Raw genomic sequence first — 15,779 nt, 5'->3', positions numbered from 1 at the left:
TTACTGGCTCTTGGCGACCTGGGTCACCGAACGGGCCACCTGGTCGGGGGACTTGGAGCCCGCGATGAGCGCGGCGACGGAGTCGTTGATCTCCTGGCCGACGGCCGGCGGGTAGGCCTGGTCGAGGTAGAGCTGGAAGCCGGTCGACTTGCGGAGCATCTCGGAGACGGCGGTCAGGTTGGGGTCCTTGAGCGCGCTCTCGGCGTCCTTGACGACCGGGATCAGATTGGCCTTGGAGACGAGGATGCGGTCGGACTCGGCGGTCATGAAGAACTTCATGAAGTCCATGGCCTCCTTCGGCGCGCCCTTGCGGAGCGCGTAGCCGCCGCCTCCGCCGAACACGTCGGTGCCCGCGCCCTTGCCGCCCGCGACCGAGGGGAACGCGAAGAAGCCGAGGTCCTTGCCGATGCCCTTGCCCGCGTCGGCCTGCACGACGGGTGCCCACTGGCCCATGAGTTCCATGGCCGCCTTGCCGTTGCCCATGGTGGCGGCCTCGCCGTTGGGCGTGGAGTACGCGGCGCCGAGGTGCCCCTTCTGGAACGGCTTGAGGGCGACGAGTTCCTTGAGGTGCTCGCCCGCCTTGACGAAGTCGTCGCCGGTGAAGTCCTTGGCGTCGGCGGCCTTCTGCATGCCGTCGACCCCGGCGATCCGCATCGACAGGTACGACCAGAAGTACATGCCGGGCCACTTCTCCTTGCCCGCGAGGGCGATGGGGGTGATGCCCGCGGACTTCAGCTTCTTGATCGTGTCGAGGTAGTCGTCCCAGGTGGTGGGCGGTTCGCTGATGCCGGCCTTCTTGAAGAGCGCCTTGTTGTACCAGAAGCCGACGGCGCCGATGTCGAAGGGCACCGCGTAGGTCTTGCCTTCGAACTGGTAGGGCTTGACGGAGGCGGGCACCAGGGTGTCGGACCAGGACTTCATGGGCCCGGTGAGGTCCTCGACCATCCCCGCGTCGATCTGCTGCTGCAGAACGCCGCCGCCCCAGGTGTGGTAGATGTCCGGAAGCTTTCCGGAACTGGTCAGCGCGGTCATCTTGGACTTGTAGGCGTCGTTCTCCAGCGTGACGAGCTTGATCCGCACCTTCGGGTGCTCGGCCTCGAACGCCTTCGCCTGCTGGGGCCAGATGGTCTTCGACGGCTCGGTGGTCTGGATGTTCCACCACTCGATGACGGTCCGGCCCGAACTGTCCTTCCCGCTTCCGGTGTCGGAGCCGCCGCAGGCGGTGAGCGCGGCGGCGCCGAGACCGGCCGCCGTGGCGGCACCCATGAATCGACGACGGGAGAAATCGGAGGCTGACATGGCGCACCTTCCGGAAGAGATCCGAAAACTATCGGTAGATGGCCACGGAAGTTACGGACACAAATCAGGGGTGTCAACGCCCTTAGCAAAAAAGGGTCGTTGACACCCCTGACGGTGCCGTAGCGGAGTTACGCGCTCCGGGGCGCTGCCGTGCTGGCCCGCACCACGAGCTCCGTGGCGAGGTCGACGCGCGGAGCCGCGGGCTCCACGGAACGTGCCAGGTCGAGCGCGGTACGGGCGGCCAACTTGCCCATGTCGGACAGCGGTTGGCGCACCGTGGTGAGCGGCGGCGCCGACCAGCGGACTTCCGGAAGGTCGTCGAAGCCGACCACGCTCAGGTCCTCGGGCACGCGCAGCCCGCGCCGCCGCAGCGCCTCGATCGCCCCGAGCGCCATCTGATCGCTGGACGCGAAGATCGCCGTGGGCGGTTCGTCGAGGTCGAGCAGCCGCTGACAGCCGTCGAACCCGGACGCGTGGTAGAAGTCGCCGGACACGATCAGCTCGTCCTCGACCGGCACGCCCGCGACGTCGAGCGCGGCGCGGTAGCCGTCGAGCCGGGCCCGGGAGCACAGCAGCCGCGGCGGCCCCTGGATGAACCCGATGCGCCGGTGCCCGAGTTCCAGCAGATGCTCGGTGGCGGCCATCCCGCCCGCCCAGTTGGTGGCGCCGACGGTCGGCGCGTCCGTCACGGGGGAGCCCGCCGGGTCGATCACCACCAACGGCACGCGCAGCCGCCGCAGTTCGTCCCGAAGGCCGGGATCGAGCACGGAGGTCACGAGGATCACGCCGTCCGACGCGCGGGCCCGCAGATTGGTCATCCACTCCCGCGCGTCGCCCGCCCGGTCGTGGATGGCGGAGACGACCGTCCCCACCCCGGCCTCGGCGGCGGCCTCCTCGACGCCCCGGATGATCTCCACGGCCCATGGGCTGTCCAGGTCGTTGAAGACCAGGTCGAGCAGGGCCGCCCGGTCCCCGGGCGCGGGCGCCCGCCGCTGGTACCCGTGGCGGTGCAGCAGGTCCTCGACGCGGGCCCGGGTGCCGGGCGAGACGTCGGAGCGTCCGTTGACGACCCGCGAGACGGTCGGCACGGACACCCCGGCCTCCCGCGCGATCTCGGTGATCGTCACCTTGGCCGGCCCCTCAGGACTCTTCGTGGCCGCCTTGCGCCGATCGGCTTCCCCGCCCACGTTCCCCACCTCCGTCGACACACGCTTCCGAGAGATCTCCGGATGCCTTCCGGAAACCGTAGGACACGCCGTCGACCGGGTGTCGGTCAAGTCGCTTTCCGTGCGGCCCGCCGAACACCCGGTACCGAATCTACTTCGGGGACCCGTCGAGCACCGCACCCAGCCAAGCGAGTTGGCGCCGTACGTGGGCGGCCTCGCCGCCCTCGTGGCCATTGAACGGGTAGGAGTGGATCTCGCGGACCGGGTCGTGCGGGGCCAGTTCGCCGTAGCGGTTGCAGGCCGCGTGGGCACCGCTGGGCGGGCAGACCGTGTCGCGGAGCCCCACACCGAAGTGGGCGGGGGCCTGGGCACGGCGGGCGAACGAGATCCCCTCGACGTACGACAAGGTGCGGTACGCGGCCTCTTCCGCGCCCCGGTGCACGGCGAGGTAGGCGGTGATCTCGCCGTACGGTCCGGCGTCGGTGAGGTCGAGGGCGCGCCGGATGCCGCACAGCAGGGGCGCCGTGATCAGGGCCGCCGTGAGGTCGGGGACGAGTCCGGCGACCGCAAGGGCCACTCCCCCGCCCTGACTGTTACCGACGGCGGCGATCCGCCCGGGGTCGACGCCGGGCAGCGCGCGCAGCGCGTCGACCGCGCGGACGGCGTCGGTGATCAGCCGCCGGTAGTGGTACTCGTGCGGGTCGAGCAGTCCGCGCACGGCGGGTCCTGGCCCGCCCGGGGCGCTCGCGTGCGGGTCGGGGGTCGCGCCGCCGCTGCCGTACTGGTCGCCCTGTCCCCGGTTGTCCATGAGCAGGTGCGCGTACCCGGCGTTGGCCCACGTGAGGCGCTCGTGCGGGAGACCGCGGCCGCGCCCGTACCCGGCGAACTCCACTACGCCCGGCAGCAGTTCGGATGCTGCGGCGGGTCGTGCGTACCAGGCGCGCACCGGGTCGCCGGCGAATCCGCGGAAGGTGACGTCCCAGGTCTCGACGAGCTTCAGGCCGTTGTCGACGATCCGGGAGTCGAGCACCGGACCGGGGTGCCGGGCGGACGCGAGGGTCGCCTGCCAGAAGGCGTCGAAGTCGGCGGGTTCGTCGGGCGCGGGGCGGTGTCGCCGCAACGCGTCGAGGGGCAGGTCGAAGGCGGGCACAGGCACCTCACAGGGAGTGGTGGGGCCAACTCCCGTGGCAGCGCCACCCATTGACAGGGGTCGGGAGCGGCTCTAGGTTGCGGCGACGTTACCGGAACATTCTCGAAAGTTCTCGGCTACGTCTCTTCCCCTGCCCTTGCCGCCCCCTGCCCTCATCGCCTCCCGCTCTCGTTGCCCTCCGCCCTCGTTGGGCCGCGCGCCGAAAGGCCCCGTATGAGTTCCTCCACCATCACGGGCGACCCGCCCGACACCGGAGCCGCCCCCGATCCCCCCGGCGACAGACCTCGCAGGAAGCCCCCGTCGGGCCGCCGCACCTGGCGTCAATCGCTGCGCCGCGACTGGCAGTTGTATTCACTGGCCGTGCTGCCAATCGCGTTCTTCCTGGTCTTCCGCTACGTCCCGATGATCGGCAACGTGATCGCGTTCCGCCGGTTCGAGCCGGGCGGGTCGATCCTCGGCGAGGAGTGGGTGGGGCTCCGCTACGTCGAGATGTTCCTCAGCGATCCGACGTTCTGGCAGGTCTTCCGGAACACGCTGTGGCTGGGCGGCCTGACGCTCGTCTTCTGCTTCCCGATCCCGATCGTGCTCGCGCTCCTCCTCAACGAGGTGCGGCGCAACGCGCTGAAGCGGTTCGTGCAGTCGGTGTCGTATCTGCCGCACTTCCTGTCGATCGTGATCGTCGCCGGCATCACGGTGCAGATGCTCGCGACCGACGGCCCGATCAACCATGTGCTGGGCCTGCTGGGCCACGACCCGATCCGCTTCATCCAGGAGCCCGAGTGGTTCCGCACGGTCTATGTCGGCTCGGAGATCTGGCAGACGGCCGGCTGGGGCACGATCCTCTACCTCGCCGCGCTCACCACGATCGACGAGGACCTGTACGAGGCGGCCCGGATCGACGGCGCGGGCCGCTGGCGGCAGACCTGGCACGTCACCCTGCCCGGCATCCGCCCCACCATGATCACGCTGCTGATCCTCAACGTCGGCACGTTCCTGGCGGTCGGCTTCGAGAAGGTGCTGCTCCTGTACAACCCGCTGACGTACCAGACCTCCGACGTCATCTCCACCTACGTCTACCGGACCGGTGTCGAGTCGAGCAGCTTCAGCTACGCCGCCGCGATCGGCCTCTTCGAAGCGATCATCGGGCTCGTCCTGATCACCACCTCCAACCAGCTCTCGCGCCGCACAGTGGGGACCAGCCTGTGGTGAGTGTCGACCGCCCCGCGACGGGCCACCGCCCCGCGAAGACGTACCGGCCCACCAAGGGCTATCGAGCCTTCCGCGGCGCCAACGCGGTGATCCTCTCGCTCGTCGTGGCCGTGACCCTGTACCCCTTCGTCAACATCATCGCCCGCTCCTTCAGCGGCGAGCGGCAGATCCGCGCGGGCGAAGTGACCCTGTGGCCGCAGGGGTTCAACCTCACCACGTACCGACTGGTCTTCCAGGACTCGATGTTCTGGCGCAACTACGGCAACACCGTTCTGTACACGGTGGTGTCGACGGTCGTCGCGATGGTGCTCACGACCTGCTACGCCTACGTCCTCTCCAAGAGGCAGCTGCGCGGCCGCACCGCGCTCATCGGCATCGCCGTGTTCACCATGTTCTTCACCGGCGGCCTGATCCCGAACTACGTCCTGGTCACCAGCCTCGGCCTGAAGAACAGCATCTGGGCGATCGCCCTGCCCAACGCGATCAGTGTCTTCAACCTGCTCGTGATGAAGGCCTTCTTCGAAAGCCTGCCCACGGACCTGGAAGAGGCCGCGCAGATCGACGGACTGAGCACGTACGGCATCCTGCTCCGCATCGTGCTGCCGCTGTCGAAGGCGGTGGTGGCGACGATGGTGCTGTTCTACTCCGTGTCGTTCTGGAACTCCTGGTTCAGCGCGTTCCTGTATCTCGACCGGGCCGACCTGATGCCGGTCACCGTGTACCTGCGCAACATGATCATGGGCGCGACCGGCGGCGCCAACGCCGGCGCCGCCACCGACCAGCTCAGCCAGGTCGGCGCCAACATCCAGTCGGTGACCATCGTGCTCACCGCGCTGCCGATCCTCTGCGTGTACCCGTTCGTCCAGCGCTACTTCGTCAAGGGCGTCATGCTCGGCGCGGTCAAGGGCTGACGACTCCAACTCACCTTTTTCTCCTGGGAGTTCCAGTGAAGAACAGCGGTCAGCTCTCGCGGCGCCAGATACTCGGCGCCGCCGGCTTCATCGGCCTCGCGACGCTCACGGGCTGCGGCAGCGGCGACGACAACGCCGACAGCAAGGACCTGGCGAAGAAGCAGGACGGCGCCATGAAGGAGTTCAAGGCGGGCCAGCAGTTCAAGGCCACCAAGGCGCTGTCCTTCACCACGCTGCACAACAACAACCCGGTCTATCCGACCAAGGACGGCTGGCTGTTCTGGAAGGAACTCGCCAAGCGCACGAGAGTCACCCTCAAGCCCGTCGACGTGCCGCTCGCGGACTACGAGAAGAAGCGCGGCGTGCTGATCGGCTCGGGCGACGCGCCGTTCCTGATCCCGAAGACGTACCACCCCTCCGAGGTCGCGTTCGTCTCGTCGGGCGCGATCCTCCCGGTCAGCGACTACGTCAACCTGATGCCCAACTTCCGGGCCAAGGTGAAGCAGTGGAAGCTCGAGCCCGAGATCGATGCCATCCGGCAGTCCGACGGCAAGTACTACCTGCTGCCGGGCCTGCACGAGAAGGTCAAGTCCGGCTACTCGATGTCGTTGCGCACGGACATCCTCGACAAGCACGACCTCGCCCTGCCGACCACCTGGGACGAGGTGTACGACGTCCTGAAGGCGCTCAAGGAGGAGTACCCCGGCAAGTATCCGATGACCGACCGCTGGAGCACCAACACCCCGTTCCCCTGCGGCGCGTTGTTCCAATACCTCGGCCAGGCGTACGGGGTGCGGGCCGGCTGGTCGTACGACAACATCAGCTACGACGCCAAGGCGAAGAAGTTCGTCTTCACGCCGACGCAGGACGGCTACCGGGCGATGGTCGAGTACCTGCGCAAGCTGGTCGCGGAGAAGCTGCTCGACCCCGAGGCCTTCACCCAGCAGGACGACCAGGCCGTGCAGAAGCTGCTCGCCGAGAAGTCGTATCTCATGAGCGCCAACCCGCAGGAGCTGGTGCAGAACTACCGCTACAACCTGAAGAAGCAGGTCAAGGGCGCGAAGATCGAGATGATCCCGGTGCCGCTCGGCCCGGCGGGGGCGGTGGTGAACAGTGGCTCCCGCCTGGAGAACGGCGTGATGATCTCCAGCAAGGCGCTCAAGGAGGACACCTTCGTCGCGATGATGCAGTTCGTGGACTGGCTCTTCTACTCGGACGAAGGCCAGGAGTTCTGCAAGTGGGGCGTCGAGGGCGTCACGTACACGAAGTCCGGCGGCGCGTACAAGCTCAAGGACGGCATCACGCTCATGGGATCCGACCCGGACGCCCCGGAGGACCTCCAGAAGGACTTCGGCTTCTTCAACGGCGTCTTCACCTACGGCGGCAGCTGGGAACTGGTCTCCTCCAACTTCAGCGCCGACGAGCAGAAGTTCCAGGACGAGATGTCGAAGCGCAAGGAGCTGCCGATCGGCCCCGCGCACCCGCTGCAGTCCGCCGAACAGGAGCAGGCCACGCTCTGGGACACCCCGCTCAAGGACCACACCATCCAGAACACGCTGAAGTTCGTCCTCGGCAAGCGGCCGATGTCCCAATGGGGCGATTTCCTCACGGAGTTGAAGGCGAAGAACATGCAGCAGCTGGTCGACCTGCACAACAAGGCGGCCGACCGCTTCGCGAAGGAGAACGGGTGACGGCGGTGACCGGCCGGGCGGCCGCCGCCGTCGCGCGCGGTGGCTTCGGCACGGGACCGCTGTCCCGCGCCGCGGCGCTCGTCCACACCCTGCTCACCGTGGAGGCGATGCTCCTCGCGGCGGCCTCGCCCGGCCTCGCCGGGATGCTCCTGCTCGGCACCGACCCGTCGAACCTGCCGCTGATCGCCCTGTGCCTGGTGCCGCTCGGGCCCGCGCTTTCCGCCGCCCTGTACGCGCTGCACCGGCGCGGCCGCGAGCTCACGGAGCTGCGGCCCGCACGGACGTACTGGCGCGGCTGGCGGCTGAACGCGGTGCCGGTGCTGCGCCTTTGGGTGCCGCTGCTCGCCTGGCTGACGGTGATCGGCTTCTCGCTGACACACTTCCCGGCCGCCGGGGTGCCCGGCTGGTGGGCGGGGCTGCTCGTGGTGGTCGGCGTGGTGTCGCTGCTGTGGGGCGGGCATGCCCTCGTGCTCGGCTCGCTGTTCGCGTTCCGCTCCGGCGACGTCGCCCGGCTCGCCGCGTACTTCCTGCTGCACCGTCCGGCGGTGTCGCTCGCCACCGCCTCGCTGCTCGTCCTCGCCGGGGGCCTGACCGTGCTCGGCACGGAGGCCCTGCCGGTCCTGCTCGCCGCGCCCCTGCTCCTTTCCCTGCTGCACGCCTTCCGCTCGGAGATCGCCGAGGCCCAGGAGGACTTCACGGCATGAGTGGCCCGCACATCGCGACGAGGCCGGCGAACGCCACGAGAAGGGCGAGCCGCTCACGCTCGGCCCGCTGGGCGTGGCGGTGCTCCGCGTCGAGTGACGCGGAGCACCACATTGATGACACGGGCGCGGGGACGAGGGTGAGGGCTGCTCAGTGGATGAGCCGCCCCGCCCCGTCCGGCACTCCCGACTTCCGTAGGAAGTAGCTGTTGACCTGGTCCCGCCACTCGCGGGCGCAGCGCAGCTGCTCCTCGTACAGCTCGCTCACACGGGCGTGCCGGGCGGGTGTCATCAGCCCGGCGAGCGACGCCCACACCTCCTGCGCGGCCACCACTTCCTCGACGCCCTCGAAGTGCGTGTCGTAGATGTGCTGGATGACGGTCGTGCCACTGTGCAGTACGTGCCCGTAGGGCACGTGGTGGAAGAACAGGAGCAGCTCATCGGGGCAGGTGTCCGGGGTCTCGTACGTGTCCGACCAGGGCGGCGCGTACTGGCCCGCGTACCCGGTGCCGGTGGCGCGGCTGCGGTCCACCCCGACGCCGTCACGGTCGGCGAAGTGGTACGTGCCCCAGGGGCTGTACTCGTAGCCGTCGACGCTGGGCCCGTAGTGGTGGCCGGGCTGCACCATGAAGCCGACACCGAGGGGCGCGGTGTACTTCTCGTACGTCGCCCAGGACCCGGCGAGCACGGCGCGCAGCCCGTCCCGCAGCAGATCCGGATCTCCGGTCGGCTCCGGCGTGAACGTCAACTCGATCCACTCGGACAGGAGTTGTTCCGGATCGGCATCCGGGTTCCAGGCCAGCCGGCCGAAGGCGTACAGGTTGAACTGGGCGAGCGGATGCCCGGTCCAGAACGGGTCGTCGCCCGCGTTCGACACGGCCACCAGGCCGCCACCCGAGGCGAGTTCCCCGACCGTCGGCCCGCCGTCCCCGCCGGGCCGGAACCGCAGCACTTCGCTCCACATCGGCGCGAGCGCGCACACGTGCCGCTGCTGCCCGGTGTACTCCTGGGTTACCTGGAGCTCGACGGCGACACGGGTGGCGGGCAGCGCGCCGATGACCGGTGACGCGGGTTCGCGCACCTGGAAGTCCATCGGCCCGTGCTTGACCTGGAGGACCGCGTTGTCCCTGAACTGCCCGTCGAGCGGGGCGAAATGGTCGTACGCGGCGCGCGCCCGGTCCGTGCTCCGGTCGCGCCAGTCCTGGCGGTGGTCGTACACGAACGCCCGCCAGTGGACGGTGCCGCCGTGCGGGGCGAGCGCGTCGGCGAGCAGATTCGCCCCGTCGGCGTGCGAACGGCCGTAGGCGAAGGGCCCCGGCTGCCCCTCGGAGTCGGCCTTGACGACGAAGCCGCCGAAGTCGGGGATGACGTCGTACACCCGGTCCACGGCCGCCCGCCACCACGCCCGTACGCCTTCGTCGAGCGGATCGGCGGTGTCGAGGCCGCCGAGCAGCAGGGGTGCGGCGAAGCTCACGGAGAGGTGGGTACGGATGCCGTAGTGCCGCAACTCGTCGGCGATGGCGGCGACTTCACCGATCCGGTCGGTGAGCAGCCGGGCCTCCGTCGCGTGCACGTTGACGTTGTTGACGCCGATCGCGTTGACGCCACTGGCCGCGAGCAGCCGCGCGTAGGCCCGCACCCGCTCCGGCTCCGCGCGCGACTTCCCGTCCCGCCAGAACAGCGATCCGCCCGCGTACCCGCGCTCCACCTGTCCCATCACGGGGTGCACGTCGACGTTGTCCCAGTGGTCGAGCATGCGCAGGTCGAGCGCGGGGCGGTGCGTTTCGGGCGGCGCGTCGAGGAAGGCGGCCCCGCCGAGGCGGACGACGTGGAAGTACCCGTGGAGCAGGCCGGCCGGGGTGGCGGCGGTGACGGTGGCACGGCCGTCGCCCCGCTCCAGGAGGAACCCTTCGGCGCCTTGATCGCCGCCACCAGTCACCTGGAGCAGCAGCTCGTACGCCTCGCCCTCCCCGACCGCCTTGCCGCCGAACTTGGCGCAGGCGTCGGCCACTTCCGATCGAACGGTGTCCACCAATAGACCCTCGCCCCGCACGAGGACGCGTCGCGCGCCGACCCCGCGCAGCGCCTCGTCGGGCAGCCACGCGGGATCGACGCCGTGCAGGGGTGTCTCGACGCCGTACGGGGGTGTATCGACGCTGTGCGGGGGTGTCACGACTGCGCCACGTCCAGCGCGCTGATCCCCACGGCTCCTGTGACGTCCCCGGGCTTGCGGCTGGTCAGCTTCAGGCGCAGCGAGCGTCCGCGTACCGCGTCGAAGGTGATGACGGTGGGCTCGCCGGAGGCCTTGGCCCAGGCGATGTCGGCGTCGTCCACGACGGTGAACGTGTCGCCGCCACCGACCGCCACCTCGATCGCGGCGGGCAGGGAGTGGGTGGCGTCGACCGTGAAGGAGACCTCGACGCGGCCCACCTGCCGTTCCTCCGCCCAGGTCACCGAGACCCAGTCGTCCGGCCGCGCCCCCTTGAAGGCGGGCAGCAGGGCGGTGGCGGCCTTGTTGAACGCGTTGGACCACTGGGTGGCCGGGTCGCCGTCGAGCATCGCGGCGGGGAGCGTCTTGGCGGCTCCCGAGTAACTGGCGTCGGCGTGCGGGTACTTGATAGCGCCCGGGCCCGGGTCGGGAGCGAAGGGCTCGGCCGGGGTGACGGGATCCCCCGCCGGGCCGGTGACGCGCAGCGTCGCCCTGCCCTGCCGCAGCCCGTCCGCGCGCGCCGTGACGGTGAGGGAACCCGGCTCGGTGCCCGCGCGCACGATCGCGAGCGCGAGCCCGTGGAACGTGGTGCGGGTGCTGGCCTGGTAGCGCTCGGCGGACTCCTGCTGCCCGTTGTCGACGCCCGCCAAGTGGCCGCCCTTCACGCTGAATTCCAGGAGCCGCGCGGCGTCGGGGACGACGGTCCCCTTCGCGTCGACGACCTCCGCGGTGACGAAGGCGAGGGCGCGTCCGTCCGCCGCGACGGACTTCCGGTCCGCCGTCAGCCGCACGGCATGCGGGGCTCCCGCCGTGCGCAGCACATCCGTCGCCACCGTCTTGCCGCCGCGCCGCGCGACGGCCTTCAGCTCACCGGCCGCGAACGGCACCTTCCACGTCAGGTGCAGCTTGCCCGCGCTGCCGTTCGGCGAGGTGTAGCTGCCGGGGTAGGGGCCGGACGTGACGGTCTTGTCGTCGTGGGTGGCCTCCGTGGTCTCCAGGTACGGGCGGCCGTCGACGGTCTTCTTCGCGTCGAAGGAACGCACGCCCAGGGAACGGCCGTTGAGGTACAGCTCGACCTCGGCGACGTTGGCGTACGCCCACACCTCCACCTCCTCCCCGTCCTCGTACGTCGTCCAGTCCATGGGCAGCAGATGCACCATCGGCTCGTCGACCCACTGGCTGCGGAAGAGGTGGTACATGTCCTTCGGGAAGCCGGCCGTGTCGACCGCGCCGAAGAACGAGGCCTTCACCGGGAACACGTCGTACGGGGTCGGTTCGCCGATGTAGTCGATGCCGGACCACAGGAACTCGCCGGCGAAGAAGCGCCGGTCGCGGTCCTTCTTCAGGCCGTACTCGCCGCTCATGGTCCAGGAGGCGAGGTTGTTGTCGTAGGAGGAGGTGGCGCGCTTGCCAGGCGTGTAGTTCTCGCCCGTGTTGAGGTGCTGCGGCTCCTGGTACGTGCCGCGGCTCGACGTCTCGGACGAGGACTCGGACTCGAAGAGGAACAGGTGCGGGTAGCGCTTGTGCAGGGCGTCGACGGAGGCGGCGGTGTTGTAGTTCAGGCCGAGGCCGTCGAGTCCGGCGACGATCTTGTCGGCGGGTGAGCCCACGGCGGGCAGCGAGCGGTACTTGTCGGAGCCGATGACGATCGGCCGGGTGCCGTCGAGTTCCTTGACGTCGGCGATGAGACGCTCCGCCATGGCGATGCCCTGCGTCTGGGTGGAGTCGGGGATCTCGTTGCCGATGGACCACATGAGGACGGCCGGGGAGTTGCGGGCGGCGCGCACCATCTCGGCGATGTCGGCGTCGGAGTGCTCGTCGAAGAAGCGCCCGTAGTCGTAGGTGTTCTTGCCGGTGCGCCAGCAGTCGAAGGCCTCGACGAGCATGATCAGGCCGAGGTCCTCGCAGGCCTCGATGACCTCAGGCGCGGGCGGGTTGTGCGAGGTGCGCAGCGCGTTGACGCCCATGGACTTCATGATGGTCAACTGGCGCCGGACGGCGTCGGGTTGCACGGCGGCGCCGAGCGCGCCGAGGTCGTGGTGCAGGTCGACGCCCTTGATCTTCGTGTGGGTGCCGTTGAGCGAGAGGCCGTCGTCGGGGTCGAAGGTGGCGTGGCGGAGGCCGAAGCGGGTGCGGTAGGTGTCGACGGTGCGGCCGTCGACACGCAGGTCGGTGACGAGCGTGTAGCGGTTCCCCGGGGTCTCGATGGACCACAACTCCGGTTTCGTGATCCGCAGTTGTACGTGATCCGTCTTGCCGTCCTTGCCCACTCCCGCGAGGGTCGACTCGGCGCGGGCCACGCGGCGGCCCTTCGCGTCGCGGACCGTGGAGAGGGCCGTCACGTCGCGCGCGGCGCCCGAGACGTTGGCGACGGTCGTACGCACGTCGACGGTGGCGTACCCCTTCTTGAGGGTCGCGGCGAGGTCGGGTGTGGTGACGAACGTGCCCCAGCGCTCGACGTGCACCGGCTCGGTGACGACGAGGCGGGCCCTGCGGTAGATGCCACTGCCGGAGTACCAGCGGCTGCTGGGCAGCCGGTTGCGGACCTCGACGGCGAGGAGGTTGGGGGTGGCGCCGTCGACGTGCAGCAGGTCGGTGATGTCGTGGGCGAACCCGGTGTAGCCGTAGGGGTGATGGGTGACGAGCTCACCGTTCACGTAGACGTTGGCGTCCATGTAGACGCCGTCGAACTCAACGGAGATCCGCTTGCCCGCGTACGCCTTCGGCACCGTGAACGTCTTGCGGTACCAGCCGAGTCCGCCGGGCAGGAAGCCCGTGCCGCTCGTCGTGTTGTGCTCGGTGGTGGGCGTCTGCTCGATGGACCAGTCGTGCGGGACCGCGACCTTCCGCCACTTCGCGTCGTCGTAGTCGGGCCGCTCGGCGTCGGCGTACGCGCCGGTCGGGTCGGTGATGCCGTCCGGGCTGACCAGCGCGAAACGCCAGCCGTCGGCGAGTTCGACGGTGCGGCGCCCGACGCTCCCCGCGGGGCCCTCGGCGGCGCCGGCCGTGGGCGCGGCGAGCGCCGACACGACGGGGGCGACCGCGCTCGCAGCCAGCACGGATCTACGACTGACGGATCTACGACTAGCAGACATGCGGAAATCCCCTCGAAGCCAACATGACTCGCCACAATCGAACGTGAGCCAACAGATTCTTGTTGCTTCGCGTGGGGATTAGTCAATAGCCTTACCGAATAAGGTGCTTGAGAAGCCCGTGACACGTGAGACTTCCGGCCACTCCTTCGGCGTGGGGCGAGCGGCGGGGCCCATTCCCGCGTGGTGGCGAGCGGCGGGGCCAATCTGAGCCCCGCTTGTGTACGAGAGCCAGCGGGGTCCGGGGCAGAGCCCCGTGACGTGGGCACCGACGCCGGAGCCCTACGTGTCGCCGATCGTCGGGTACGGGAACTTGACCCCGGTCCCGCCGTCCACGACGAGCGTCTGCCCGGTCACGTACGAGGAGAGCGGCGAGGCCAGGAAGAGGAGGGCCGCGGCGATGTCGGCGGGCTGGGCGACGCGGCCGAGCGGCGCGTTCGCCGCGTTGGCCGCGCGCCCCTCCTCCCCGAGCAGCCCCGCGACCCGCGGCGTCCACACCACACCCGGCGCCACCGCATTGACCCGCACCCCACGCCCCCCGTACTCGACGGCAGCCGTCCGCACCAGGGACATCAGCCCCGCCTTGGCCGCCCCGTACGCACCGTGCAGCGGCGCCGCCGTGAGCCCGGACACGGACGCCACGAACACCAGCGGCCCGCCGCCCGCCGCGGCCACCGCCGCTCCCCCGTACTGAACGGCGAGCCAGGCGTGCCGAAGCACCAGGTCGAAGTGCCACGCCCACCCGTCGCCGTCGAGCGTGTCCAGGGCCTCGTAGCGGGCCATGCCGACGATGTCGACGACGCCGCCGACAGGCCCCAACTCCCTTTGCGCGTAAGCGAAGAGCGCCTGCATGTCCTGCCGCCGCGTCACGTCCGCCACGTACGGGACGCCGCCGGTCTGAGCCGCGACCGCCTCCGCCCGCTCCTTGTCGACGTCCACGCACAGCACGCGCGCGCCTGCCGAGGTGAGCGCGTGGGCGGTCTGCCGTCCGATGCCGTTGCCCGCGCCGAGCAGGACGAAGGCGCGGCGGTCGACGCGGTGCAGGGCGGCGTAGTCGGGGACGGGGGTGTCGTCGAGGTCCATGGGCGAGCTCCTCCGGTAGCCGGTCCGGTGGGCGTGCGCGGGGCGACGATGCGGGAGATCTGACGAAGTGTCAATACCGGCGGGCGTGGCGCGGGGGTCGACGCGGGGCCCGCCCGTGCCCGGGAATGTCCGGACTCCGGTTAGCGTTGTCCGCGAAGACGGACAACCTGGTGGAAGGCGGCACACCGTGCACGGCGAGTACAAGATCCCCGGCGGCAAGCTCGTCGTCGTCGACGTGGACGTGGCGGACGGCGTGCTGCGCCAGGTCCGGGTGGCGGGCGACTTCTTCCTGGAACCGGACGACGCGCTCCTCGCGATCAACGCCGCGCTCGAAGGCGCCCCGGCCGACGCCGACACCGCCACCCTCGCCGCCCGGATCGACGCGGGCCTGCCGGCCGGCACGGTCATGCTCGGCCTGACGACCGAGGGCGTCGCCACCGCCGTGCGCCGCGCGCTCGCCCAGGCCACGGACTGGCGGGACTACGACTGGCAGCTGATCCACGACGCGCCGCAGTCCCCCGTCCTGCACATGGCGCTGGACGAGGTGATGGTGGAGCAGGTCGCGCTCGGCAAGCGCCCGCCGACGCTGCGCGTGTGGGAGTGGGACCGGCCCGCGGTGATCATCGGCAGCTTCCAGTCGCTGCGCAACGAGGTGGACCCGGAGGGCGTCGAACGCCACGGGGTGACCGTCGTCCGCCGCGTCTCCGGCGGCGGCGCCATGTTCGCGGAGCCGAAGTCCACGATCACGTACTCCCTCGCGGTCCCCGAGTCCCTGGTCTCCGGCCTCTCCTTCCAGGACTCGTACGCCTACCTGGACGACTGGGTGCTCGGCGCCCTCTCCGACATGGGCATCAAGGCCTGGTACCAGCCGCTCAACGACATCGCCACGGACGTCGGCAAGGTCGCGGGCGCGGCGCAGAAGCGGGTCGCGGCCGGGCAGGGCGCGGTGCTGCACCACGTGACGATGTCGTACGACATCGACGCCGACAAGATGGTCGACGTGCTGCGCATCGGCAAGGAGAAGCTGTCCGACAAGGGCACGAAGAGCGCCAAGAAGCGCGTCGACCCGCTGCGCCGCCAGACCGGCCTGCCCCGCGAGGAGGTCATCTCCCGCATGATCGACTCGTTCCGGAGCCGGTACGGGCTGACCGAGGACAAGGTGACCGACGAGGAACTGGCCCGCGCCCGGGACCTCGTACGCACCAAGTTCGGCACGGACGAGTGGACGGCGCGGGTCCCGTAGCCCTCGGCCGGACGGCCCCGGGGCT

Annotated in this window: 12 protein-coding genes; 5 read left to right on the top strand and 7 right to left on the bottom strand. The window is 70.0% G+C overall.

Annotation, left to right across the window (positions count from 1 at the left end; all coding sequences use genetic code 11):
- The 3 genes from ACYSUO_RS05470 to ACYSUO_RS05460 form a co-directional block, all read right to left on the bottom strand.
- Nucleotides 1-1,299: an extracellular solute-binding protein gene (locus ACYSUO_RS05470; RefSeq protein ID WP_461774841.1), complete on the bottom strand. Its 1,299-nt coding sequence runs from the start codon at nt 1,297-1,299 to the stop codon at nt 1-3.
- Nucleotides 1,300-1,427: 128 nt separating this feature from the next.
- Nucleotides 1,428-2,426, bottom strand: a complete 999-nt coding sequence (locus ACYSUO_RS05465; protein WP_461774840.1) for a LacI family DNA-binding transcriptional regulator — start codon at nt 2,424-2,426, stop codon at nt 1,428-1,430.
- A 190-nt stretch (nt 2,427-2,616) separates the two neighbouring features.
- Nucleotides 2,617-3,615, bottom strand: coding sequence for an acetylxylan esterase (locus ACYSUO_RS05460; protein WP_461774839.1), 999 nt, complete (start codon nt 3,613-3,615; stop codon nt 2,617-2,619).
- A 213-nt stretch (nt 3,616-3,828) separates the two neighbouring features.
- On the opposite strand from ACYSUO_RS05460, the gene ACYSUO_RS05455 reads away from it, so the two are divergent.
- From ACYSUO_RS05455 to ACYSUO_RS05440, 4 genes are read left to right on the top strand one after another with little or no spacing between them, the layout of a single operon-like run.
- On the top strand, nt 3,829-4,824 hold the full coding sequence (locus tag ACYSUO_RS05455) for an ABC transporter permease (protein ID WP_461774838.1): 996 nt from the start codon (nt 3,829-3,831) through the stop codon (nt 4,822-4,824).
- Nucleotides 4,821-5,735 (top strand): carbohydrate ABC transporter permease, encoded by a 915-nt coding sequence (locus ACYSUO_RS05450; RefSeq protein WP_461774837.1) that lies wholly within the window; start codon nt 4,821-4,823, stop codon nt 5,733-5,735. The genes ACYSUO_RS05455 and ACYSUO_RS05450 overlap by 4 nt, the downstream gene beginning before the upstream one ends.
- A gap of 35 nt (nt 5,736-5,770) precedes the next feature.
- Entirely contained in the window at nt 5,771-7,426 is a 1,656-nt protein-coding gene (locus tag ACYSUO_RS05445) for an ABC transporter substrate-binding protein (protein WP_461774836.1), read from the top strand.
- A 5-nt stretch (nt 7,427-7,431) separates the two neighbouring features.
- Entirely contained in the window at nt 7,432-8,130 is a 699-nt protein-coding gene (locus ACYSUO_RS05440) for a hypothetical protein (RefSeq protein WP_461775167.1), read from the top strand.
- Here the strand turns inward: ACYSUO_RS05440 and ACYSUO_RS05435 are convergent.
- The 4 genes from ACYSUO_RS05435 to ACYSUO_RS05420 form a co-directional block, all read right to left on the bottom strand.
- Nucleotides 8,120-8,251 carry a hypothetical protein gene (locus ACYSUO_RS05435; protein WP_461774835.1) on the bottom strand — a complete coding sequence of 44 codons (132 nt, stop codon included), beginning with the start codon at nt 8,249-8,251 and terminating at the stop codon, nt 8,120-8,122. The genes ACYSUO_RS05440 and ACYSUO_RS05435 overlap by 11 nt on opposite strands.
- A 27-nt stretch (nt 8,252-8,278) precedes the next feature.
- Nucleotides 8,279-10,249 (bottom strand): alpha-glucuronidase, encoded by a 1,971-nt coding sequence (locus ACYSUO_RS05430; RefSeq protein ID WP_461775166.1) that lies wholly within the window; start codon nt 10,247-10,249, stop codon nt 8,279-8,281.
- A gap of 47 nt (nt 10,250-10,296) precedes the next feature.
- Nucleotides 10,297-13,431, bottom strand: a complete 3,135-nt coding sequence (locus tag ACYSUO_RS05425) for a glycoside hydrolase family 2 TIM barrel-domain containing protein (RefSeq protein ID WP_461774834.1) — start codon at nt 13,429-13,431, stop codon at nt 10,297-10,299.
- A gap of 279 nt (nt 13,432-13,710) precedes the next feature.
- Entirely contained in the window at nt 13,711-14,511 is an 801-nt protein-coding gene (locus ACYSUO_RS05420) for an SDR family NAD(P)-dependent oxidoreductase (protein ID WP_461774833.1), read from the bottom strand.
- Nucleotides 14,512-14,698: 187 nt separating this feature from the next.
- Here ACYSUO_RS05420 and ACYSUO_RS05415 point away from each other — a divergent pair, with 187 nt between their 5' ends.
- Entirely contained in the window at nt 14,699-15,754 is a 1,056-nt protein-coding gene (locus ACYSUO_RS05415) for a lipoate--protein ligase family protein (RefSeq protein WP_461774832.1), read from the top strand.
- Nucleotides 15,755-15,779: the final 25 nt, after the last annotated feature.

The sequence above is a fragment of the Streptomyces sp. UC4497 genome (genome assembly GCF_054871485.1).
The sequence above is the reverse complement of the archived record's forward strand: the minus strand, read 5'-3'. Positions and strand labels throughout refer to the sequence as shown.

What these genes read in the sequence shown, in the direction of transcription:
- ACYSUO_RS05420 (WP_461774833.1), bottom strand. Translation starts at nt 14,511, where the DNA reads ATGGACCTCGACGACACCCCCGTCCCCGACTACGCCGCCCTGCACCGC.
- ACYSUO_RS05425 (WP_461774834.1), bottom strand. Translation starts at nt 13,431, where the DNA reads ATGTCTGCTAGTCGTAGATCCGTCAGTCGTAGATCCGTGCTGGCTGCG.
- ACYSUO_RS05455 (WP_461774838.1), top strand. Translation starts at nt 3,829, where the DNA reads ATGAGTTCCTCCACCATCACGGGCGACCCGCCCGACACCGGAGCCGCC.
- ACYSUO_RS05470 (WP_461774841.1), bottom strand. Translation starts at nt 1,299, where the DNA reads ATGTCAGCCTCCGATTTCTCCCGTCGTCGATTCATGGGTGCCGCCACG.